Origin of the sequence: Bacteroides sp. GM023 (assembly GCF_014750685.1) — a bacterium.
In the GTDB taxonomy this organism is placed as follows: domain Bacteria; phylum Bacteroidota; class Bacteroidia; order Bacteroidales; family Bacteroidaceae; genus Bacteroides.
Window position 1 is genome coordinate 1 of sequence record NZ_JAAXGE010000021.1, and the last position, 25,588, is coordinate 25,588.

General features: G+C 45.7%; 17 protein-coding genes. 13 read left to right on the forward strand and 4 right to left on the reverse strand.

Annotated elements, in window-relative coordinates; genetic code table 11:
* Positions 1–127: 127 nt before the first annotated feature.
* Entirely contained in the window at positions 128–1,501 is a 1,374-nt protein-coding gene (locus HC965_RS25290; protein WP_191034061.1) for a sigma-54 dependent transcriptional regulator, read from the reverse strand.
* 87 nt (positions 1,502–1,588) lie between these two features.
* Between HC965_RS25290 and HC965_RS25295 the strand changes: the two genes are divergently transcribed.
* From HC965_RS25295 to HC965_RS25325, 7 genes are all read left to right on the forward strand, one after another.
* A complete protein-coding gene (locus HC965_RS25295) occupies positions 1,589–2,428 on the forward strand; it encodes a peptidylprolyl isomerase (RefSeq protein ID WP_191034062.1) in 840 nt (279 codons plus the stop codon).
* Positions 2,429–2,433: 5 nt separating this feature from the next.
* Positions 2,434–3,666, forward strand: coding sequence for a pitrilysin family protein (locus tag HC965_RS25300; RefSeq protein WP_191034063.1), 1,233 nt, complete (start codon positions 2,434–2,436; stop codon positions 3,664–3,666).
* Positions 3,667–3,786: 120 nt separating this feature from the next.
* Positions 3,787–5,145 carry an MATE family efflux transporter gene (locus tag HC965_RS25305; protein ID WP_191034064.1) on the forward strand — a complete coding sequence of 453 codons (1,359 nt, stop codon included), beginning with the start codon at positions 3,787–3,789 and terminating at the stop codon, positions 5,143–5,145.
* 26 nt (positions 5,146–5,171) lie between these two features.
* On the forward strand, positions 5,172–7,508 hold the full coding sequence (locus HC965_RS25310; protein WP_191034065.1) for an ATP-binding protein: 2,337 nt from the start codon (positions 5,172–5,174) through the stop codon (positions 7,506–7,508).
* Positions 7,509–7,623: 115 nt separating this feature from the next.
* Positions 7,624–12,135, forward strand: coding sequence for a translocation/assembly module TamB domain-containing protein (locus HC965_RS25315; protein ID WP_191034066.1), 4,512 nt, complete (start codon positions 7,624–7,626; stop codon positions 12,133–12,135).
* A gap of 2 nt (positions 12,136–12,137) precedes the next feature.
* Complete coding sequence (locus tag HC965_RS25320) at positions 12,138–14,480, forward strand: BamA/TamA family outer membrane protein (RefSeq protein WP_191034067.1); 2,343 nt, start codon at positions 12,138–12,140, stop codon at positions 14,478–14,480.
* A 128-nt stretch (positions 14,481–14,608) separates the two neighbouring features.
* Positions 14,609–15,520, forward strand: a complete 912-nt coding sequence (locus tag HC965_RS25325) for a nucleotidyltransferase (protein WP_191034068.1) — start codon at positions 14,609–14,611, stop codon at positions 15,518–15,520.
* A 737-nt stretch (positions 15,521–16,257) separates the two neighbouring features.
* On the opposite strand, the gene HC965_RS25330 is transcribed toward HC965_RS25325, so the two are convergent.
* The 3 genes from HC965_RS25330 to HC965_RS25340 are packed head-to-tail and all read right to left on the reverse strand — an operon-like array spanning position 16,258 to position 17,173.
* A complete protein-coding gene (locus tag HC965_RS25330) occupies positions 16,258–16,476 on the reverse strand; it encodes a hypothetical protein (RefSeq protein WP_191034069.1) in 219 nt (72 codons plus the stop codon).
* Entirely contained in the window at positions 16,473–16,952 is a 480-nt protein-coding gene (locus HC965_RS25335; RefSeq protein ID WP_191034070.1) for a DUF3990 domain-containing protein, read from the reverse strand. The genes HC965_RS25330 and HC965_RS25335 overlap by 4 nt, the downstream gene beginning before the upstream one ends.
* Positions 16,949–17,173, reverse strand: a complete 225-nt coding sequence (locus HC965_RS25340; protein WP_191034071.1) for a DUF3791 domain-containing protein — start codon at positions 17,171–17,173, stop codon at positions 16,949–16,951. Before HC965_RS25340 ends, HC965_RS25335 begins: the two co-directional genes overlap by 4 nt.
* A 158-nt stretch (positions 17,174–17,331) precedes the next feature.
* Between HC965_RS25340 and HC965_RS25345 the strand changes: the two genes are divergently transcribed.
* The 6 genes from HC965_RS25345 (at position 17,332) to mreD (ending at position 25,588) form a co-directional block, all read left to right on the forward strand.
* Positions 17,332–19,290 (forward strand): ABC-F family ATP-binding cassette domain-containing protein, encoded by a 1,959-nt coding sequence (locus HC965_RS25345; protein WP_191034072.1) that lies wholly within the window; start codon positions 17,332–17,334, stop codon positions 19,288–19,290.
* 90 nt (positions 19,291–19,380) lie between these two features.
* Positions 19,381–21,417, forward strand: coding sequence for a M13 family metallopeptidase (locus HC965_RS25350; protein ID WP_191034073.1), 2,037 nt, complete (start codon positions 19,381–19,383; stop codon positions 21,415–21,417).
* A 151-nt stretch (positions 21,418–21,568) separates the two neighbouring features.
* Positions 21,569–23,092, forward strand: coding sequence for a bifunctional phosphoribosylaminoimidazolecarboxamide formyltransferase/IMP cyclohydrolase (purH, locus tag HC965_RS25355; RefSeq protein ID WP_191034074.1), 1,524 nt, complete (start codon positions 21,569–21,571; stop codon positions 23,090–23,092).
* A gap of 126 nt (positions 23,093–23,218) precedes the next feature.
* A complete protein-coding gene (locus HC965_RS25360; protein ID WP_167961884.1) occupies positions 23,219–24,241 on the forward strand; it encodes a rod shape-determining protein in 1,023 nt (340 codons plus the stop codon).
* A 7-nt stretch (positions 24,242–24,248) separates the two neighbouring features.
* Positions 24,249–25,094: a rod shape-determining protein MreC gene (gene mreC, locus HC965_RS25365; RefSeq protein WP_191034075.1), complete on the forward strand. Its 846-nt coding sequence runs from the start codon at positions 24,249–24,251 to the stop codon at positions 25,092–25,094.
* Positions 25,091–25,588 (forward strand): rod shape-determining protein MreD, encoded by a 498-nt coding sequence (mreD, locus tag HC965_RS25370; protein ID WP_167961888.1) that lies wholly within the window; start codon positions 25,091–25,093, stop codon positions 25,586–25,588. Before mreC ends, mreD begins: the two co-directional genes overlap by 4 nt.

Consider the following 25,588-nt stretch of genomic DNA (forward strand, 5'->3'; position numbering starts at 1 on the left):
CCGAGCTTGGGAAAGTTCGGACTTTTACATAAAAAAGGGAGGGTACCCTTTTCGGACACCCTCATTATAGTGAGAATATTTTCTCATAGGCATGAGAATACTTGAGAAAATACGCCAATGTAATTTGTTATAAATCAATATTATATAATTTCAACTTATTATATAAAGTCTTCCGGTCAATATCCAATAATTGCGCAGCCTTACTCTTATTATTCCCGGTTTGGCGTAATGCTTCCAAAATATGTTCTTTTTCAGTCTCTTCATTGCGAAGCGCCATACTTGTCATGCCCGATGCAGGAGTTTCCAACAGTTCAGTGCCCAATTCCAATAAAGTAATGAAACTGCCCTGCGCTAATAAAGTCGCTCTTTTGACGATATTCTTCATCTGCCGTAAATTTCCCGGCCAATGATAACTTAGTAAAGCCTGTGAAGCCTTTGTGTCAAAACCAATCAGATGTTTATCCAGTTCCTTATTCGCCTGGTCGAGAAAGAAATTGGCAAAGAGCAAAATATCCTCTTTCCGTTCTTTTAAGTCAGGCATTCGCAATGTAAATTCATTGATACGGTGATAAAGGTCTTCGCGGAATGCTCCCTTTTCGATAGCTTGTTCCAAATTCTCGTTGGTAGCGGATACCAAGCGAATATCTACGGATATTTCCTGCGTAGAACCTACCGGGCGTATCTTCCTTTCTTGCAATGCACGAAGTAGTTGAATCTGCACCTCATAGCTAAGATTTCCGATTTCATCCAAAAAGATAGTACCACCGTTCGCTGCGACAAAAGCTCCGGTTTTGTCCGTCAGTGCACCGGTAAAAGAACCTTTTACATGACCGAAGAATTCGGAAGCTGCCAGCTCCTTGGGTATCGAGCCACAATCTACGGCAATAAACGGTTTATCGTTTCGCTTGCTAAGTTGATGGATACGATGCGCCACATATTCCTTTCCCGTTCCGCTGGAACCATTGATAAGTACGGACATATTAGTAGGGGCCACCAAACCTACATAATTGTAAAGTTGCTTGGCAGCATCACTTTCCCCTTCCAGATACGAGCGGTGAGTCTCTTGAGATAAATTAGAAGTACTTTTTTTAGAATTGGCAGAACTTCTGGGCGTAGAGTGAGTAACCGCCGGACTACCTTCCGTCTGCAAAGCCTCAGATATTTTCTTCAGTAACTCTTCAGGATTCACAGGCTTGGCAATATAATCCCGTGCTCCGAGCTTCATAGCCAGTACGGCAGACTGAATATCCGCATACCCCGTCATGATAATCAGAGGAATATCCATTCCCCGTTCATTCATCCATTTCAACAAATCGATGCCTTCATAGTCGGGCAACCGTAAATCAGATAATACCAAGTCAACAGTTTGACTCTCGATATGCTTCCGGGCACGTGCAATATTACTCTCAGAAGACACTTCAAATCCCTTTTTTCCTAACCAGGTTTTGAGCATCATTCCAAAAGTTATATCATCTTCAACTATTAATATGGCTTTCATCATGTCAGGTTTTGATTCTTTTAAGTCACAAAGGTAAGATGATTTAGGTGAAAGTGGTATATTTGCAAACTTAAATTAAATAAAAGCGTTATGAAAAAGATTGTATTGATATTATTAACTATATCGTTTTGCGGACTTACTTCCTGCAAAACCGGAACAAAAAAAGGAGGAGACATGGATAAAGAGACATTGGTAAAGATTGAAACAACTGCCGGAGACATCAAAGTGAAGTTGTACAATGAGACACCAAAGCATCGTGATAATTTTATCAAACTGGTGAAAGACGGAGTATATGAAGGAACATTGTTCCATCGTGTCATCAAGGATTTTATGATTCAGGCAGGCGACCCGGATTCAAAGAATGCCCCGAAAGGAAAAATGCTGGGTTCGGGTGATGTGGGTTATACCATTCCGGCAGAATTCGTATATCCGAAATATTTCCATAAGAAAGGCGCTTTGTCGGCAGCCCGTCAGGGAGATAATGTGAACCCGAAGAAAGAGTCTTCCGGTTGCCAGTTCTATATCGTGACAGGTAAAGTCTACAATGATTCCACATTGCTCAGTATGGAAAGTAGTATGAATGAAAATAAAATCAACGTTATTTTCAACTCATTGGCACAGAAGCATATGAAAGAAATCTATAAGATGCGTAAGGAGAACGACGAAAACGGACTTTACGACTTACAGGAAAAACTGTTTGCTGAAGCACAGGAAGTAGCGGCGAAAGAACCGGAATTCCACTTCACCCCCGAACAGATTGAAGCATATACTACCGTAGGCGGCACTCCGCATTTGGACGGTGAATATACCGTATTCGGCGAAGTAGTGGAAGGTATGGACATCGTAGATAAAATCCAGAAGGTCAAGACAGACCGTAGCGACCGTCCCGAAGAAGATGTGAAGATAATAAAAGCGACAATACTTGACTAAATGATATGAAAATCAACAGGCACATTCTTGACAATGGGTTGCGTCTGGTACATTCGCAGGACGAAAGTACGCAGATGGTGGCTCTTAATATATTATATAATGTGGGAGCTCGTGACGAACATCCCGAACATACCGGCTTTGCCCATCTGTTTGAACACTTGATGTTCGGTGGTTCGGTCAACATCCCCGATTATGATATGCCGCTTCAACTGGCAAGTGGCGAGAATAATGCCTGGACGAACAATGATATCACCAATTACTACCTCACTGTACCTCGTCAGAACGTGGAAACCGGCTTTTGGCTGGAATCCGACCGTATGTTGAGCCTTGATTTCAGCGAACGGAGCCTGGAAGTACAGCGAGGAGTGGTAATGGAAGAATTCAAGCAACGCTGTCTGAATCAGCCTTATGGAGACGTGGGACATCTTCTCCGTCCCCTGGCTTATCAGGCGCATCCCTATCAATGGCCTACCATTGGTAAAGACCTGTCGCACATTGCCAACGCGACACTGGAAGAAGTAAAAGCATTCTTCTTCCGCTTTTATGCTCCGAACAATGCGATTCTGTCCGTGACCGGTAATATCACTTTCGAAGAAGCGGTAGCGCTGACAGAAAAATGGTTCGGACCTATTCCCCGCCGGGAAGTTCCCCAACGGAACCTTCCGCAGGAACCGGAACAAACAGAAGAACGTCGGTTGACGGTAGAACGGAATGTTCCCCTCGACGCCTTATTCATGAGTTACCATATGTGTGACCATCGCCATCCGGATTATTATGCTTTTGACATACTATCGGATATCTTGAGCAACGGACGTTCCAGCCGTTTGAGCCAGCGTCTCATACAAGAGAAACAACTGTTTTCGAGCATCGACGCTTATATCTCCGGCAGCGTAGACGCGGGATTATTTCATATTGCCGGAAAACCATCCGCAGGCGTAACTTTGGAACAGGCGGAAGCCGCCGTCCGTGAAGAATTGGATTGCCTGCAACAGGAACTTGTCAGCGAACAGGAACTGGAAAAAGTAAAAAATAAATTTGAGTCTACCCAAATATTCGGTAACATCAATTATCTGAATGTAGCAACCAACCTTGCCTGGTTCGAGTTATTAGGACAGGCCGAAGACATGGAAAAAGAAGTAGACCGTTATCACTCCGTCACTGCCGCACAGTTGCAGGCCGTAGCCCGATCGGCTTTCCGGAAAGAGAACGGAGTTGTACTCTATTATAAAAGTAAATAAGGATTTTAAATCAGGCACGGATTACACGGATTACGCTGTTGTTTTATGCAACCATATTTCTAAAAAACGAGAAATTCGCGTAATCCGTGCCTGAAAATTCCTGTTTATAAAACAAAGACAATGAAGAGACTATTTGATATATACAGAGACCATTACAAAGCACTAATTTATCTTGGATTACCTATTGTCATCGGACAGATAGGCGTTATTGTACTCGGATTTGCCGATACACTTATGATTGGGCATCACAGCACAATAGAACTGGGTGCAGCATCTTTCGTGAATAATGTATTCAATCTGGCTATCATTTTCAGTACCGGATTCTCGTATGGATTGACGCCCATAGTTGGTGGTCTGTACGGTACCCATCAATATGCCCCTGCCGGACAAGCCTTACGCAACAGCCTGCTGGCAAATCTGATGGTCGCGCTTCTGCTGACTATCTGTATGACCGTCCTTTTCCTGAACATAGAACATCTCGGACAACCGGACGAATTGATTCCCCTGATTAAGCCTTACTATCTGGTTCTGCTTGCTTCTATCGTATTTGTCATGCTCTTTAATGGGTTCAAGCAATTTACAGACGGAATCACGGATACCAAAACCGCCATGTGGATACTGCTGGGCGGAAACGTCCTGAACATTGTCGGCAACTATATCCTGATTTATGGAAAACTCGGATTTCCCGAAATGGGCTTGTTGGGAGCAGGTATCAGTACCCTGTTTTCACGTATCGTGATGGTCATCGTGTTTATATTCATCTTTATACGCAGTCCGCGCTTCGAACGTTATAAAGAGGGCTTTCTCCGATTGGGATGGTCGCGTGCCATCTTCGGTCGTTTGAACGGACTCGGATGGCCGGTTGCTTTCCAAATGGGAATGGAGACAGCCTCTTTCAGCCTGAGCGCCATCATGATTGGCTGGCTGGGCACGATTGCTTTGGCTTCCCACCAGGTCATGCTGGCAATTTCCCAATTCACCTTTATGATGTATTACGGGATGGGTGCTGCCGTAGCTGTTCGTGTCAGCAACTTCAAAGGTCAGAATGATATAATCAATGTACGCCGTTCCGCCTATGCCGGTTTTCACCTGATGATGACATTGGGTGTTGTACTTTCTTTTATCGTTTTTCTTTGCAGGAATCACCTGGGAAGTTGGTTTACCGACAGCCCGGAAGTAGCCGCTATGGTTACCTCCCTTATATTTCCTTTCCTCGTCTATCAGTTTGGCGACGGATTGCAGATTACTTTTGCCAACGCTTTGCGTGGAATTTCAGATGTAAAACTAATGATGGTCATCGCCTTTATCGCCTATTTTATCATCTCCCTTCCCGTAGGTTACTTCTGCGGTTTTGTAATGGGATGGGGAGTAGTAGGTGTTTGGATGGCGTTCCCTTTTGGACTGACAAGTGCAGGATTAATGCTTTGGTGGCGGTTCCACCACATGACGAAACTCCCGGAACCCGCTCGCCGAACCTAATACTTAAAACTTAATACTTCACCCCAATGGCTTCCTTCCGTTTCACAAAGTTGAAAATCACCGCCGGTTACACCTTATTGCTGGCATTTCTTCTTTTCTCTTTGGTGTTTGTACATCGGGAGATGGAAACCTTGTCGGCGGCAGACGACCAACAGAACCTGCGGACGGACAGCCTCCTGGCGCTTCTCCATGAGAAAGACCAGAATACAATTCAGATGTTGCGAGTATTGAGCGAAGCAAACGACAGCCTTCTCTCCGCTTCGGAAATCGAAGAAATCATATCCGAACAAGACTCCATCATCGTTCAACAACGGGTGCAACATCGTGTCATTACCAAACGTGATTCTTTGATAACCACCCCTAAAAAGAAAGGTTTTTTCAAGCGGCTCTCAGAAGTATTTGTCCCTTCCAAACAGGACAGTGCCGTATTAGTCAACACATCGCTGGAAGTAGCCACGGATACCATACTCGAACCAACTTCCTCGAAAGACTCCCTGCAACAGAAAATCCGCATGGCAACGGAAGAAAAACGACTGCAACGCAGGAAAACAATCCGCCGCACCAGCAAGAAGTATCAACGGATGAACACCCAGTTGACCGCCCGGATGGATACCCTGATAAAACAATACGAGGAAGAAATGACCTTACGTGCCCGTCAGGATGCCGAACTCCAACAGGAAGTGCGAATGCGCTCGGCACGTATCATCGCCGGCATTGCCATTGGCGCCGTATTGCTGTCCGCCTTTTTCCTGATATTGATTATGCGGGATATATCCCGTAGCAACCGCTATCGCCGTGAACTAGAAATAGCTAACAAGCGAGCAGAAGACTTGCTTATTGCCCGTGAGAAACTGATGCTTGCCATCACCCATGACTTTAAGGCGCCGTTAGGCTCCATCATGGGATATACCGAACTTCTGTCCCGGCTAACCGAGGACGAACGCCAACGCTTCTATCTCGACAATATGAAAAGTTCTTCGGAACACCTGTTGAAGTTGGTCAGTGATCTGCTCGATTTTCATCGGCTCGACCTCAATAAAGCGGAAGTGAACCGTGTCGCCTTTAACCCCTCCCAACTGTTTGATGAAATCTATGTCAGCTTCGAACCGTTGACCGCTGCCAAAGGACTGACCTTGCAATGTCATGTAGCTCCGGAATTAAACGGAAGATATATCAGCGACCCTCTGCGACTCCGGCAAATCGTGAACAACCTTGTATCCAACGCCGTAAAATTCACCCAGAAAGGCGAAATCACACTCACAGCCACTTATGACTCCTCTAAACTGACAATCGCCATCGCAGACACTGGAAAAGGGATGGCAACAGAAGACCGTGAGCGCATTTTCCAGGAATTTACACGACTTTCCGGCGCACAAGGAGAAGAAGGTTTCGGACTAGGCTTGTCCATCGTGAAAAAACTGGTTACTTTGCTCGAAGGAAAAATCAGCGTAGAAAGCACATTAGGTGAGGGGAGTTGCTTCACCGTCGTCTTGCCGCTTTATCCGGTTGGAGAATCCATCATGGAAAGTAATCCATCGTCCGAAAAATCATCGTCCGAAAGCGAAACTACGGAAAGGAGCGAAGGGACGATTGTCGTTCCTCCAATGAAAGTAATCCGCGTTCTCTTGATTGACGATGATAAAATTCAGCTTAGCCTAACAGCCGCGATGTTGAAACAACACGGCATTGATGCGGTATGCTGCGAGCAACTCGAAGAACTGATAGAGCAACTCCGAACCTCAGTATTCGACGTACTACTGACAGACATACAAATGCCGGCCATTAACGGCTTCGATTTAGTGAAACTGCTGCGTGCTTCCAATATTCCGCAAGCAAAGACCATCCCTGTGATTGCCGTGACCGCCCGTAGCGAAATGGATAAAGCTGCCCTGCACGAACATGGCTTTGCCGGATGCCTGCATAAACCATTTACCGTGAAAGAACTACTGCTGACCGTCAACGAAGGGCAGCTTTCGGCCGATGAGGCCCATATCACAGAAGACATGGGAAACACCGGAATAAATTTCTCCGCACTTACCGCCTATTCCGAAGATGATTCCGAAGCGGCCTACTCTATCATTCAGACCTTCGTAGAAGAAACCAAAAAGAATGTCGAACGAATGCAACAAGCCCTGGCCGACAAAGAAACGGACGGAATAGCCGCCATGGCACATAAGTTGCTTCCCCTTCTCACATTGATAGGTGCATCCGAAGCCATAGCCCCTTTGAAATACCTGGAATCCTGTCGTGGAGAATCTTTCACGAGCGAGATAGGCGATACGACATCGACTACATTGTTAACTGTTTGTATGATAATCAGCGAAGCGGAAAGCTATTTGATGTCGATGAGAAACGTCGATTAGGCAGAAATATTCTACTCCTTAGCCAGTCATTATATCTTTCTTGCCGTTATCCAAACCTTTTCTCAAAATAAATTGTTTACTTTGTGTCACCTTATTTACACTGGCACATTTTTACATGAAACGAAAATGGATACGATGGGTAAGCTGGATACTGCTTACTCCTATAATACTCTTTGTAATACTAATGGTATTGCTTTACATTCCGCCCGTACAGAATCTTTTGCGTCGGGAGGTAACTGCTTATGCTTCAAAAGCAACCGGAATGCAAATTCAAGTGGAACGAATTGACCTTCGTTTTCCGCTTAATTTGTTGGTACGTGGTGTGGAAGTTATTCAGCAGCCGGACACACTCTTATCTTTGGAAAGCCTGAATGTACGCGTGCAGGCATGGCCGCTCATTAAAGGAAAAGTCGAAGTAGACGAAGTGACCTTGAACCGGGTAGCCGTCAACTCTGTCAATATGATAGAAGGAATGCAGATACAAGGAGTTTTAGGACACTTCTTCCTGCAAAGCCACGGCGTTGACCTATCCAATGAAATAGCAGTCATCAACCAGGCGGAACTCTCCGACACCCACGTGCAACTGCTGATGAACGACACCACGACTACTCCGAAAGATACTACAGCTTCCGCCCCCATAAACTGGAAAGTAGACCTTCATCAACTGAAACTGAAAAACGTGTCATTCAGCATGCAGCTTCCTGCTGACTCCATGCGGATGGCAGCCCATATCGGCGAAGCAGCTATTGACGATGCCCAGGCCGACTTGAAAAATCAGTTCTATGGGCTGAAGAAGTTTCTGCTATCAGGTACTTCCGCCAGCTACGACACCGGAGCCGCCAAGCCCGTCGATGGTTTCGACGCTTCCCATATTGCCGTTCGTGATGTCCGCATCGGTCTTGATTCCTTATTATATAAAGGCAGGGATATGAATGCCGTCATTCGTGAATTTACCATGAATGAACGTTCCGGCCTAAGCGTCACCTCATTGACAGGTAGGGCATACTCCAACGATTCAATCATAAGTATTCCCGGCTTGAAACTGCAAACTCCCCATTCCGAAATAGATTTATCCGCCCATACCTATTGGGAGCTTGTCAACATCCCGACTACCGGACGCCTGTCTGCCAATCTCAATGCCTATATCGGCAAAGAAGATGTAATGTTATTCACCGGAGGACTGCCGGATAGTTTCAAAGAAGCCTATCCTTTCCGCCCCCTCGTTATCCGCGCCGGTACGGACGGCAATCTGAAAGAAATGCAGATTTCCCGATTCACAGTTGACCTCCCGGGTGCATTCACCTTAGAAGGCGGCGGTATCCTCGAGAACCTGGCTGACAGCATCACCCGTTCGGGAACCATCGGGCTGAAGATGACTACTCAAAACCTGAACTTCCTGACTGCCTTGTCCGGTGAAGCTCCCAATGGAACGATTGTCATCCCCGACAGCATGAACATGGTTGCCCAGGTTGACATCAAAGGCCCTGAATACAAAGCAAAACTGCACCTGAAAGAAGGGCAAGGAGCAATGGATGTGAACGCTGCGCTAAACACAGCTACCGAAGTCTACAAAGCCGACCTGAAAATAGACAACCTTCAACTCCATAATTTCCTACCGAAAGACTCTATTTACGAACTCTCTCTTTCGGCAGCTGCCGATGGACGCGGCTTGGATATTATGTCTTATCACTCTTACGCCAAACTGGACTTGTCGTTAGATAAACTTCATTATGCCCAATACCATCTCTCCAATGTCGATCTGACAGGAGCTTTGAAAGGTGCATTAGTGACAGCTAATCTGACAAGTGATAATGCCCTGTTGAAAATGACGACAGATGCCGAATACAACCTGGCACACAGCTATCCCGACGGAAAAGTAACAGTTGACGTCACCCAACTCGATTTACACGAACTGGGACTGATGCCCGAACCGATGAAGCGCCCGCTCGCTTTCAATCTTTCTGCCGAAGCCCGTCAGAACCGTGTCTTTGCGCATCTGATATCCGGCGATATGAAACTCAACCTGAGTGCCCGTTCCGGCGTGAACCCTTTGATTCGTCAGTCTACCCATTTCATGGATGTATTGATGAAGCAGATAGAAGAAAAAGCCTTGAACCACGCCGAACTGCGAGAAGCATTGCCGACAGCCATTCTCTCTTTCTCCGCAGGAAAAGAGAACTCGCTAGCCTATTTCCTGGCTACCAAGAACATATCCTATCATGATGCTTCCATGAAATTCGGCACGGCTCCCGATTGGGGAATCAACGGTAAGGCTTCCATCCATGCGTTGAAAATGGATACTTTGCAACTCGATACCGTCTTCTTCACCGTCAAACAGGATACCACGCTTATGAAGCTGCGTGCCGGAGTGATAAACGGGCCGAAGAACCCGCAATTCTCTTTCTCCACCACTCTGACAGGAGAAATCCGTGACCGCGACGCAGAATTACTGGTAGACTATAAAAACGGCAAAGGAGAAACAGGCGTATTATTAGGTGTCAACGCCCGTCCGCTTTTCGAAGGACATGGCAAAGGGAACGGAATAGCTTTCACTCTGATTCCGGAAAATCCGATTGTCGCCTTCCAAAAATTCCATTTCAATGAGAATCACAACTGGATATACCTGCATAAGAATATGCGTGTATATGCCAACGTAGATATGTGGGATGCGGAAGGAATGGGATTCCGAGTCCATTCTGTGCAAGGAGACACGGTATCTTTGCAGAATATAGATGTCGAAATACGCAGAATCCGCCTGCAAGAGATAACGAGCGTATTACCTTATTTCCCTGAAATAACAGGATTGTTCTCGTTGGAAGCTCATTATATACAGACAGAAAACGATTTGCAGCTCTCGGCCGAGGCGTCTATTGATGAATTGACCTACGAACGCCAACGTATCGGTGACGTTGCATTGGGTGCTACCTGGCTACCGGGTGAAGCGGGTAAACAATATCTGAATGCTTACCTGAACCATGACCAGGTGGAAGTACTGGTAGCGGATGGAAAACTGCTTCCCACCCGAACGGGAAAAGACAGTCTGGAAGTGAATACGACACTGGAACATTTCCCGCTCCGGGTAGCCAATGTATTTATTCCCGACCAAATGGTCACCCTGTCCGGCGATATGGATGGTAATCTGAACATCACGGGTAGCACCGAACAGCCTTTGATAAACGGCGAACTGATACTGGATAGCGTTGCCGTCCTTTCCCGTCAGTATGGTGCCCGTTTCATGTTTGACAACCGCCCTGTGCAGATAAAAAATAACCGGCTGTTATTTGATAAATTCGCTATCTACACTACATCGAAGAATCCGTTTACCATTGATGGCTATGTAGACTTCCGTGATATGAGCCGTCCGATGGCAAACCTGAATATGCTGGCACAGAACTATACCTTGCTGGATGCCAAACGCACCCGTGAAAGCTTGGTTTACGGTAAAGTATTTGCCGATTTCCGTGCAACGGTGAAAGGACCTTTGGACGGATTGAATATGCGTGGAAACGTAAGCCTGTTGGGCAATACCGATGTCTCGTATGTCTTGACCGACTCACCATTGACCGTGCAAGACCGCTTGGGAAGCCTTGTGACCTTCACTTCATTCAGTGATACTACGACCGTCGTCCGCCAAGAAGTGCCGACCGTCTCGTTAGGCGGACTGGATATGGTAATGATGGTACATATAGACCCGTCCGTCCGGGTGAAAGTCGATTTGGATGCAAGCAATGACAACCGTATCGAATTGGAAGGAGGCGGTGACCTCTCCATGAAATACACCCCGCAAGGTGACCTGACACTGACCGGACGCTATACCTTGAGTGGCGGTCTGATGAAATACGCTCTGCCGGTAATTGCGGCAAAAGAATTTGCTATTGACAACGGCAGCTATGTGGACTGGACAGGAAATCCGATGGACCCGATGCTGAACTTCAAAGCGACCGACCGCATCCGTGCATCCGTATCCGAAGGCGAGAACGGCGGAAGCCGCATGGTCAACTTCGACGTTTCCGTTATAGTCAAGAATCGCCTGGATAATCTCTCGTTCGCATTCGATGTGTCAGCTCCCGAAGACGCAACCGTACAAAACGAACTGACCGCTATGGGTGCCGAAGAACGCGGTAAACAAGCACTATATATCATGGTAATGAAAACCTACCTCGGCACCGGACCGATTGGCGGCGGTGGCGGCGGACTTGGCAAGCTGAACATGGGTTCCGCCTTGACTTCCGTATTGAGCAGTCAGATTAACTCATTGATGGGTAACCTGAAAAATGCAAGTCTCTCTGTCGGTGTCGAAGACCATGACAATTCGGATACGGGTGGCAAGCGTACGGATTATAGTTTCCGTTATTCGCAGCGTCTTTTCAACAACCGTTTCCAGATTGTGATTGGCGGTAAGGTATCCACAGGCGAGAATGCAGCGAACGATGCCGAATCCTTTATCGATAATATCTCTTTGGAATATCGTTTGGATAGGACAGGAACACGCTACGTACGTCTGTTCTATGACAAGAACTACGAGAGTGTGCTCGAAGGCGAGATTACGGAAACCGGAGTCGGTCTGGTACTTCGCAAGAAACTGGATAAGCTCAGCGAACTGTTTATCTTTAAGAAAAAGAAATAAGCATGAAAAGTATATATAGTAACATAGTAGCAATAAGTCTGATTAGTATCATCCTGTTTTCCGGCTGTTCGGTGACGAAACACCTGCCCGAAGGAGAAGTGCTCTATACCGGTAGCAAAACTGTTGTAGAGAATAAATCGACCACACCGGTAGGCGTGACGGCTTTGACTGAAATTGACGCAGCCCTTGACAAAACTCCCAGTACGAGAATGTTGGGCGGCTTTCTGCACATCCCTTTCAAAATGTGGATGTACAATGACTTTGTGAAATATAAAAAAGGCTTCGGCAAGTGGATGTTCAACCGTTTTGCCGCCAATCCGCCTGTCTTTATCTCTACTGTCAATCCGGATGTCCGCATCAAAGTAACAACCAACCTGTTGCGTGACTATGGCTATTTCAACGGAAAAGTGACTTACCAAACGCTGGTCGACAAGAAAGACAGCCTGAAAGCAAGTATCGTCTATACGGTAGATATGAAGAATCCCTACTTCATTGATACGGTTTATTATCAGCGTTTCACCCCCCAAACCTTACGGATTATGGAGCGTGGACGCCGGATGTCCTATATCAGTCCCGGCGAACAGTTCAGTGTGGTTGACCTGGACGAAGAACGTACCCGTATCAGTACACTGCTACGAAATCGCGGATACTTTTATTTCCGTCCCGACTATATGACCTACCAAGCGGATACAACCTTAATCCCCGGCGGACATATCAGCCTGCGTCTGATTCCTGTTCCTGGATTGCCCGCTGCTGCGCAACGTCCCTATTATGTAGGTGACGCATCTGTCTATCTGTTTGGAAAGAACGGTGAAACCCCGAATGACAGTATGCTCTACAAGAACCTGAGTATCCACTATTACAATAAATTACAAGTTCGCCCCAACATGCTCTATCGTTGGCTGAATTATCAGCAATTTGTGCGTAATGCTCAGATGCGTGCTTCCAACCGTACCCGCCTTTACAGCCAGTACCGCCAGGAGCAGGTACAGGAAAAACTTAGTCAACTGGGAATATTTAGCTATATGGACATACAATATGCTCCCAGGGATACGACAGCCGTCTGCGATACATTAGACATCACGATGCAGGCCACTTTCGCCAAACCGCTGGATGCCGAACTGGAATTTAATGTAGTAACCAAAAGTAACGACCAAACCGGTCCCGGTGCCTCATTCGGAGTCACCCGTAACAACGTATTCGGTGGTGGAGAAAGCTGGAACGTAAAACTGAAAGGTTCTTATGAATGGCAAACCGGTGGCGGAAATAAAAGCTCGTTAATGAACAGTTGGGAAATGGGACTTTCCACATCTCTCACCTTCCCAAGAGTCGTTTTCCCCCGTCTGGGTAAAATGGAATTTGACTTCCCGGCTACCACTACATTCCGTCTATACGTCGACCAGCTGAATCGTGCCAAGTATTACAAACTATTGTCATTCGGTGGAAACGCAACCTATGATTTCCAACCGACCCGCACCAGCCGTCATAGCATTACGCCTTTCAAACTGACGTTTAATGTCTTACAACACCGAACGAAAGAATTCCAGGAAATAGCCGAAGCCAATCCTGCGTTATATGTCAGCTTGGACAATCAGTTCATCCCGGCCATGGAATACACATACACCTATGACAACGCTTCGGCACGCCGGGTAAAGAACCCTATCTGGTGGCAATCCACCGTTACCTCTGCCGGAAACTTGACATCCACCATTTACCGTGCTTTCGGCCGCCCGTATGATGAAGAAGGGAAAAAACTCCTGGGTGCACCGTTCTCCCAATTTATGAAATTCAACACCGAATTCCGTCATTTGTGGAATATGGACAAGAACAATAAGATTGCTTCCCGCGTAGCACTGGGTGCTCTCTTTTCTTATGGAAATTCCACCATAGCCCCGTATAGCGAACAATTCTACGTTGGTGGTGCCAACAGTATCCGTGCCTTCACGGTACGTAGCATCGGACCGGGTGGTTACCATCCTGAAGAAAGCCGTTATTCCTATCTTGACCAGACAGGAACCTTCCGCTTCGAAGCGAATGTGGAATATCGTTTCCGCATCTTCAAGAGCATTTGGGGAGCCACCTTCCTCGATGCGGGAAACGTTTGGCTGATGCGCAAGGATGAGGCTCGCCCCAATTCTCAGCTTCGTCTGAAAACTTTCCCGAAACAGATTGCTTTGGGCACAGGTATCGGTTTCCGTTATGACATGGATATTCTCGTGTTCCGTCTCGACTTCGGTATTCCTTTACATATGCCTTACAGCACAGACCGAAGCGGGTATTACAATGTCACCGGAGCCTTCTTTAAGAATCTGGGAATACATTTTGCTATCGGTTATCCGTTCTAATGAATGATTTTTGTACGATTTTAGTGAATAATGATTGATAATTGTCCTGTTGGATTCATATATTTTTGTAATTTTGCAACGAAATCTGATGCCGTTGACATCACTAACCTTTTAATATTACACAATTTATGAAACCAACTTTATTCTTATTGGCAGCCGGTATGGGCAGCCGCTATGGAGGCTTGAAACAATTGGACGGTCTGGGTCCTAATGGCGAAACTATTATGGATTACTCCATCTATGATGCCATCAATGCCGGATTTGGTAAGCTTGTATTTGTAATCCGCAAAGATTTTGAACAAGATTTCCGTGATAAAATTATTTCCAAATACGAAGGCCACATTCCTTGCGAACTGGTATTCCAGTCTATTGACGACCTCCCCGAAGGCTTCACTTGCCCGGCAGACCGTACCAAACCTTGGGGTACTAACCATGCAGTAATGATGGGTGCCGATGTGATTAAAGAACCGTTTGCAGTAATCAACTGTGATGACTTCTACGGCCGCGACTCTTTCCAGGTGATGGGCAAATATCTGTCTGCTCTTCCTGAAGGTTCAAAGAACGTTTATTCGATGGTAGGTTTCCGTATCGGCAACACATTGAGTGAAAGCGGTACAGTATCCCGTGGTATCTGCGGTACTAATGCCGACAACCTGTTGACTTCTGTTGTTGAACGTACTAAGATTCAGCGTCTTGACGGCGAAGTGAAATATATCGACGACAACGGCGAATGGACTGCTACTCCCGACACTACTCCGGTAAGTATGAACTTCTGGGGCTTCACTCCCGACTACTTCGCATATAGCGAAGAGTTCTTCAAAACTTTCCTGAGTGACTCGAAGAACATGGAAAACCTGAAGAGCGAATTCTTCATCCCGTTGATGGTGGATAAATTGATTAATGACGGAACTGCAACAGTAGAAGTTCTTGATACTACCAGCAAATGGTTCGGTGTTACTTATCCGGAAGACCGCCAGAGCGTAGTAGACAAGATTCAGGCATTGGTAGATGCCGGCGAATATCCTGCTAAGTTGTTCTAATTAAGAAAATATTGAAAAAAGGCGTAGATAGTGCATCAGCATTATCTACGCCTTTTTTGTGTTCTTGCCATTCGGTTATTTTACATTTTTACTACACGAGCCATTAGTGAGTGGCAGATAGAAGAATGAAAAAAAGTCTATTCTGAAAAAAATGCATATTCTATGTACTCATAATGCGGAATATACAACCTCTCTATAAGATGAAATCAAAATATGACAGGAATTTAATTCTGAAAAAGCATAAGTTAAATGAATGTGTCTTATTCGTTTTTTTATAATCGACAATTTGATGTGACGATAGAGTGAAATGTAATGAAATAGCTCTTTTTTGTTGCAAAATGGTAGAATGGGATTGTGCGCAAAAAGACTGCAAGTAGAGTGAATGCGGATGCGAAATAGGCTTTCTACTTGTTCCTTTTAAGGGAATAGGAGTTTCCTCACCGACCAACGGTTCGTTCCTCACCGAGGAATGATGCCTTCCTCGGTGAGGAACGATCTCTGATATGCTTTGTTATTGTGCATATTTCGGTTGTTTATATACGAAAATGGATAGGTAAACTGTATATTTTTCCAGTTTTGTGTGCTTTGTTATTTCTATTTGGTTGAAACTGTATCGATTGCTTTTGATTCGGATATTAAAAATAGAACATTTTATTCCATATGGCAACGCTTGTGAAAGTTAAGCGGATGTTCTTTCAACTTTAGCTCGATAGTATTACTGTTTGTATTCAATTGAATTATGCCATTCGTCCAGTCGTTATCTCTTTTTCAAGAAAATCGTAGACATAGCCGGGGCTTTGATAATATAAACCGGTACGGGTATCTGTCAGTTTATCATAGGTATCAGAGGTGTAAAGTGTATGGAGAGCGGTTTTCATGTCCATTCCTCTACGCTCTATAAGTAATAAGACCAAATCTTTGGTCATGCATTCTATCAGGTACTCTGCTTCTTTCATACTTTTTTCAACAATTTGATGGCACGTTCTGTTCCGAAAAAATATTGGAAAGTAATTCCTTTCATATACTTCAGACGTTCGATAAAAGTAGACAGGTCAATGTTTCGTTCCATATAATGACGTATCTGTACGCCTACACGGTCATTAGCTATCGGACCAACCACAATATCGTAATCATGTATAGGCTGTGTTGAGGTGTTATTCCGATTGGCGAAGATAAATTCCGCCCACTCTTCATCATACGTACTGAATTGTTTCACCTTCAACTCGACTGATCCTTCAAACATCCGCTCGTCAAATTCATAAACATTAATTATAGGTTCTAAATCCAGTTGTAATGCTTTGTATACAGCCATTTCTCGTGCCTGTTCTTCTTCTGCTGAGAGATAGAATCCTTTGCCAAAGTCTTTATTGGGTTTGGATTTGGATAAATCTATTTGCTCGATATTGATTGTTGAACCATGATATAGTTTCATGCGATAGCCCCTCCCTGACGGTGGCAGAAATTGGTTATATCCTCAACTACGTCTTTAAAAGACTGAGTATGTGCTATACCGTAATTTTGATCAATGAAATCGATTCCTTTAAATCGTTCTAGATAACGGTAGGCCTGGCTGTCACTTAACTTATGAGTACGGGCAAATTCGTTCACCAAAGCAATGATGTATTCCACTTTATCTTTTACATTGAATTCCATAACTTATTTTCCTTTTCTTAATTGATTGCTGGTAACAAAGATAGAGAAAAACGTTGTATTATCCTGCGGATTAATAGTAATTTATATCCTCGGAAGCAGCTAATTTCATTCGGATGCGTTATCTTTGCAGTCCAAAATCTTATAAATCAGAGACAGAAGTGATTTCAGTAGAAGGATTATCAGTAGAATTTAATGCGACGCCGCTTTTTTCGGACGTCAGTTATGTCATTAATAAGAAAGACCGCATTGCGCTGGTCGGCAAGAATGGTGCGGGTAAATCCACCATGCTTAAAATATTGGCGGGCTTACAGTCGCCGACACATGGAGTCGTAGCTACTCCGAAAGATGTTACCATCGGATATTTGCCACAGGTCATGATTCTCTCCGACAACCGGACGGTGATGGGAGAGGCGGAACTGGCATTCGAACATATTTTTGAACTTCAGGCGAAGTTGGAACGGATGAATCAGGAACTTGCCGAGCGGACAGACTATGATTCGGAAGAATATCACCAGTTGATAGACCGCTTCACCCACGAGAACGACCGCTACCTGATGATGGGTGGCACAAACTACCAGGCGGAAATTGAACGCACACTTCTCGGACTCGGTTTCAGCCGGGAAGACTTTGAACGTCCCACCTCGGAATTTTCCGGCGGATGGCGTATGCGCATCGAACTCGCGAAACTGCTGTTGCGTCGTCCGGATGTCCTCTTGCTCGATGAGCCGACCAACCACCTCGATATTGAAAGTATCCAATGGCTGGAAAACTTCCTGGCAACCCGTGCCAATGCAGTCGTACTAGTCAGCCACGACCGTGCCTTCCTGAACAACGTAACTACCCGAACCATTGAAATCACCTGCGGACAGATTTATGACTACAAAGTGAAATACGATGAATTTGTAGTCCTGCGCAAGGAACGCCGCGAACAACAACTCCGTGCCTACGAGAACCAGCAGAAACAGATACAGGATACGGAAGACTTCATCGAACGCTTCCGCTACAAAGCCACCAAAGCCGTACAGGTACAAAGCCGTATCAAGCAACTGGAAAAGATAGACCGCATCGAAGTAGACGATGAAGACAACTCCTCGCTGCGCCTGAAATTCCCGCCCGCCAGCCGTAGCGGAAACTATCCTGTTATCTGCGAAGACGTGCGCAAAGCCTATGGTGACCACGTCGTTTTCCATGACGTGAACCTCACCATCAACCGGGGCGAAAAAGTCGCATTCGTCGGTAAGAACGGCGAAGGTAAATCCACGCTGGTAAAATGTATCATGGACGAAATAGACTTCGACGGAAAACTGACCATCGGTCACAATGTCCAAATCGGCTATTTCGCACAGAACCAAGCCCAGATGCTGGATGAAAACCTGACGGTATTCGACACCATCGACCGCGTAGCCACAGGAGACATCCGCTTGAAGATACGGGATATACTCGGTGCCTTCATGTTCGGCGGAGAAGCCTCGGACAAAAAGGTAAAAGTCCTCTCCGGCGGTGAACGTACCCGACTGGCAATGATTAAACTACTTCTCGAACCCGTCAACTTCCTGATTCTCGACGAACCGACCAACCACTTGGATATGCGTTCAAAAGATGTATTGAAAGATGCCATCCGCGAATTTGACGGAACAGTTATTCTTGTCAGCCACGACCGTGATTTTTTGGACGGACTTGCGACTAAAGTATATGAGTTCGGTGGTGGAGTAGTGAAAGAGCACCTCAGCGGCATCTATGAATTCCTGCAAAAGAAAAAGATAGACAGCCTGAATGAACTTCAGAAAGGCGTAGGCTTATCGACTTCTCCCACGGCAACTGCCAAAGGAAACAATGAACAGGAAGCGGCACAACCTTCGGAAAACAGACTCTCTTATGAAGCCCAGAAAGAACTGAATAAGAAAGTGAAGAAACTCGAACGACAGGTAGCAGATTGTGAAACCTCGATAGAAGAAACCGAATCGGCCATCGCCATCATCGAAGTGAGAATGGCAACCCCCGAAGGAGCTTCGGACATGAAACTGTATGAACAGCATCAGAAACTGAAACAGCAGTTGGATACCATCGTCGAAGAGTGGGAGCGCGTTTCGATGGAACTGGAAGAAGTGAAAAGCTAGAACAAAACAACGGGTGTCAAACGTTATATATAACGAACCTGTAACTTTGACACCAAATAGCATGATAATTCTATAATTATTATATTGAATATGAAAGTAACCAAGTATTTACCAATTCTTGCCGTATGCCTTATGACAACAGGATGTAACAGTAAGAAAGAGGCCGTACTGACGTCCGGTATCGACCTTGCTAATCTGGATACCACGGCTATGCCGGGTACAAGTTTTTATCAATACGCTTGTGGCGGTTGGGTGAAAGACCACCCGCTGACAGACGAGTACTCCCGTTTCGGAACATTCGACATGTTGCGTGAAAACAGCCGTGAACAACTGAAAGCCTTGATTGCCGAACTGGCTTCAAAGACAGACAACGCTCCGGGCAGCGCCGCTCAAAAAGTGGGTGACCTTTACAACATCGCAATGGACAGCGTGAAACTGAACCAGGAGGGTGTAGCTCCGATTAAAGCCGAACTGGCAGCCATCGACGCGCTTAAAGATAAGAAAGACATCTACGCATACATCGCCGAAAGCCAGAAGAAAGGCATCCGTCCTTACTTCACCATGTTCGTAAGCGCCGATGATATGAACAGCTCCATGAATATGGTACAGACCTACCAGGGCGGTATCGGAATGGGACAACGTGACTATTACCTGGAAGATGACGAACAGACTACCAATATCCGCAACAAATATCAGGAACACATCGCCAAGATGTTCCAGTTGGCAGGCTACGATGAAGCTACCGCACAAAAAGCGGTAAAAGCTGTAATGAACATCGAAACTCGCCTGGCCAAAGCAGCCCGTTCACAGGTAGAATTGCGTGACCCTCATGCCAACTACAACAAGATGGACATGGAAACGCTGAAAAAGAACTTCCCGACTTTCGACTGGGATACATACTTCACTATCTCCGGTTTGAAAGACCTTAAAGAAGTGAATGTAGGTCAGCCGGCTGCCATGAAAGAAGTTGCCGATGTCATTAATACCGTATCTCTCGACGACCAGAAACTATATCTGCAATGGGGATTGATAGACGCTGCCGCTTCTTACCTGAGCGACGACTTCGAAGCTCAGAACTTCGACTTTTATAGCAGAACAATGTCCGGCAAGAAAGAAATGCAACCTCGTTGGAAGCGTTCTGTAAGCACAGTAGACGGTGTACTCGGCGAAGTAGTAGGACAGATGTACGTAGAAAAATACTTCCCCGCTGCTGCCAAAGAACGTATGGTCACACTGGTGAAGAACCTGCAAACCTCCTTGGGCGAACGCATCAAAGGGCTTGAATGGATGAGCGAACCGACCAAAGAGAAAGCTCTGGAAAAACTGGCTACCTTCCATGTAAAAATCGGCTACCCGGACAAATGGAAAGACTACTCCGCATTGGAGATTAAAAACGATTCTTACTGGGCAAACATTGAGCGTGCCAACCAATGGGATTACAATGAAATGATTGCCAAAGCCGGCAAGCCCGTCGACAAGGACGAATGGCTGATGACACCGCAGACAGTCAACGCATACTATAACCCGACTACCAACGAAATCTGCTTCCCCGCAGCCATCCTGCAACCGCCATTCTTCGATATGAATGCCGACGACGCCATGAACTACGGTGCTATCGGAGTCGTTATCGGACATGAAATGACCCACGGATTCGACGACCAGGGACGTCAATATGACAAAGACGGAAACCTGAAAGACTGGTGGACAGAAGAAGATGCTAAAAAGTTCGAAGAACGTGCCCAGGTAATGGTGAACTTCTTTGACAGTATCGAAGTTGCCCCGGGTGTACACGGAAACGGTGAACTGACTCTCGGTGAGAACATTGCCGACCATGGTGGTCTGCAAGTTTCCTACCAGGCTTTCAAGAACGCGACAGCGAATGCACCGCTCGAAACAGTAGACGGATTTACTCCCGAACAACGTTTCTTCCTTGCTTACGCTAATGTATGGGCAGGAAATATCCGTCCGGAAGAAATTCTCCGATTGACCAAACTCGACCCTCACTCATTGGGCAAATGGCGTGTAGACGGTGCGCTGCCTCAAATCGGAACATGGTACGAAGCATTCAACATTACCGAGCAAGACCCGATGTTCGTTCCTAAAGACAAACGCGTGTCTATTTGGTAATAGTTTTTGAATAGAAACATACTTTGCGAAGAAGCGTTGATTTTTCATATAGAAGAGTCAACGCTTTTTTTTATTAATTCACACCTTATTTATTACGTACGATGAACAATATTTCGTAACTTTGCGCATCAAATACTTAATAGGCAATTCAATGTCAGAATCTAAAAGAATAAAAACTGCATTGGTATCTGTATACCACAAAGAAGGTTTGGAAGAAATTATTACCAAACTTCATGAAGAAGGAGTAGAGTTTCTGTCAACAGGCGGAACTCGTCAGTTTATTGAATCATTGGGATATCCTTGTAAGGCGGTGGAAGATTTGACCACTTATCCTTCTATCCTCGGTGGTCGGGTAAAGACATTACATCCGAAAATCTTCGGAGGTATCCTTTGTCGTCGTGGACTGGAGCAGGATATGCAACAGATTGAGAAGTACGAAATCCCTGAAATAGATTTGGTAATTGTAGACTTGTATCCGTTTGAAGCTACCGTAGCTTCCGGCGCGTCCGAAGCAGACATTATTGAAAAAATCGATATAGGCGGAATCTCATTGATTCGTGCCGCAGCCAAGAACTACAATGATGTTATCATCGTAGCTTCACAGGCACAATACAAACCATTGCTGGATATGTTGATGGAGCATGGCGCTACTTCTTCACTCGAAGAACGCCGTTGGATGGCAAAAGAAGCATTTGCCGTTTCTTCTCACTATGATTCAGCTATCTTCAACTATTTCGATGCCGGCGAAGGCTCTGCTTTCCGTTGCTCGGTGAACAACCAAAAGCAACTCCGCTACGGTGAAAACCCGCATCAGAAAGGTTATTTCTATGGAAACCTGGAAGCTATGTTCGACCAGATTCACGGAAAAGAAATCTCTTACAATAACCTTCTCGACATCAACGCAGCCGTTGACTTAATCGACGAATTCGACGACCTCACATTCGCTATCCTGAAGCACAACAATGCTTGCGGTCTGGCTTCACGCTCTACCGTACTGGATGCATGGAATGACGCATTGGCAGGTGACCCTGTTTCTGCTTTCGGCGGCGTGCTGATTACCAATGGCGTGATTGACAAGGAAGCAGCCGAAGAAATCAACAAGATTTTCTTCGAAGTGATTATCGCACCGGATTATGACGTGGATGCACTCGAAATCCTGGGACAAAAAAAGAACCGCATCATCCTCGTACGTAAGGAAGCCAAATTGCCGAAGAAGCAATTCCGCGCCCTGCTGAACGGCGTATTGGTGCAGGATAAAGATACTAATATTGAAACGGTAGCCGACCTGAAAACCGTGACAGACAAAGCTCCTACTCCCGAAGAAGTAGAAGACATGTTGTTTGCCAACAAAATCGTGAAGAACAGCAAGTCCAATGCCATCGTGTTGGCAAAAGGCAAGCAACTTCTCGCAAGCGGTGTAGGACAGACTTCACGTGTAGACGCATTGAAACAAGCAATTGAAAAAGCTAAATCATTCGGTTTCGACCTGAATGGTGCAGTGATGGCTTCAGATGCCTTCTTCCCGTTCCCCGATTGTGTGGAAATTGCGGATAAGGAAGGTGTTACGGCTGTTATCCAACCGGGAGGTTCGGTAAAAGACGACTTATCTTTTGCTTACTGCAATGAGCACGGTATGGCGATGGTGACTACCGGTATCCGTCATTTTAAACACTAAAGCGATTTACTATTTGACAATTTACAATTTACTATTCAGCCGTTCGGCAATATGGATTTGATTGTCAGATAGTAATAAGTATGTATCAAATAGTAAATAGTAAATTGTCAAATAGTAAATAAAAGAATGGGATTGTTTTCTTTTACACAAGAAATCGCGATGGACTTGGGCACAGCCAATACCATCATTATCACGAATGGAAAAATCGTGGTGGATGAGCCTTCGGTTGTAGCCTTGGATCGTCGTACGGATAAGATGATTGCCGTTGGGGAAAAGGCGAAGTTGATGCATGAAAAGACCCACGAAAACATACGCACTATCCGTCCGTTGAGAGACGGTGTGATTGCCGACTTCTATGCTTGCGAGCAGATGATGCGCGGATTGATTAAACGGGTAAACACCCGTAACCACTTATTTTCGCCCTCTCTCCGCATGGTGATTGGCGTTCCTTCGGGAAGTACGGAAGTCGAACTCCGTGCTGTTCGTGACTCAGCCGAGCATGCCGGCGGACGTGACGTCTACTTGATTTTCGAACCGATGGCTGCGGCAATCGGTATCGGTATCGACGTAGAAGCACCGGAAGGAAACATGATCGTCGATATAGGTGGTGGTTCTACGGAAATTGCCGTTATCTCCCTCGGAGGTATCGTTTCCAACAACTCCATCCGTGTTGCTGGTGACGACCTGACCGAAGATATTCGCGAATACATGAGCCGTCAGCATAATGTGAAAGTCAGCGAGCGTATGGCGGAACGTATCAAGATAAACGTAGGTGCTGCCTTGACCGAACTGGGCGAAGGCTCTCCTGAAGATTATATTGTTCACGGTCCGAACCGTATCACAGCTCTTCCGATGGAAGTACCCGTATGCTATCAGGAAGTAGCTCACTGTCTGGAGAAATCAATCTCGAAGATTGAAACAGCTATATTGAGTGCGTTGGAATGTACTCCGCCCGAACTTTACGCTGACATTGTGCACAATGGTATCTACCTATCCGGTGGTGGCGCATTGCTCCGTGGACTGGACAAGAGACTGACTGACAAGATCAATATTCCTTTCCACATTGCGGAAGATCCTTTGCACGCTGTTGCCAAAGGTACAGGAGTTGCATTAAAGAATGTAGACCGTTTCTCCTTCTTAATGAGATAAATCAGGGATGAGGAATTTAATAAACTTCCTTCTGAAATACAATTACTGGTTCCTCTTTATCATATTAGAGGTAGCCAGTTTTGTTTTGTTATTTCGGTTCAACCGCTATCAGCAGAGTACTTATTTTACTTCTGCCAATACGGTTGTGGGGGCGGTTTATGAAGTTTCGGGAGGAATAACCTCTTATTTTCATCTGAAATCTGTCAATGAAAACCTGCTGGATCGTAATATGCTGCTCGAACAGCAAATCACGAACCTGGAGAAAGCCTTGAAAGAACGTCAGGTCGATTCGGTGACTGTCAACAGTATCCGTCAGATGCCGCAGAATGATTACCAGTTGTTCAAGGCACACGTGATAAAGAACAGTCTGACACTGCCCGATAACTACATTACCCTTGATAAAGGTTCTTCTTCCGGCATCCGTCCCGAGATGGGAGTGGTAGACGGCAATGGAATTGTAGGTATCGTGTACGAGACGTCTCCTTCCTATTCGGTCGTGATTTCCGTATTGAACAGCAAGTCCAATATAAGTTGTAAGATTATAGGCAGTGATTACTTCGGCTATCTGAAATGGGAGCACGGAGATTCACGCTATGCTTATCTGAAAGACCTGCCCCGTCACGCGGAATTTAATTTGGGAGATACCGTAGTGACCAGTGGTTTCTCAACCGTATTCCCGGAAGGCATTATGGTAGGTACGGTAGATGATATGTCCGACTCCAACGACGGACTGTCCTACCTGTTGAAGATAAAGCTGGCTACCGATTTCGGTAAACTCAGCGATGTACGTGTAGTAGCCCGCAACGGTCAGGAGGAACAGAAGAAACTTGAAAACAAGGTAGCAAAAGAATGATTATCACCTATATACATAGAATCGGATGGTTTATCGGGCTGGTACTTCTTCAGGTGCTTATCCTGAATAACGTGCATATAGCAGGATACGCTACTCCTTTTCTCTATATTTACTTTATACTGAAGTTCAATTCCGGCACTTCGCGGAATGAACTGATGCTGTGGGCTTTCTTTTTCGGACTCACTATCGACGTATTTGCCGATACTCCGGGGATGAATGCGGCTGCCACCGTGCTGCTCGCTTTCCTTCGCCCTTCCCTGCTGCGACTGTTTACTCCCCGTGACAACCTGGACAGCTTCATTCCTTCTTTCAAGACGATGGGAATCACTCCTTTCCTGAAATATACTACTGCAAGTGTTTTTGTGCATAGCTTGGCACTACTCTCCATTGAGTTCTTCTCGTTTTCCAGCATTTGGCTGTTGCTGCTGCGGGTGTTACTTTGCACCATCCTGACTGTGACTTGTATTGTGGCTGTTGAAGGTATAAGGAAGTAA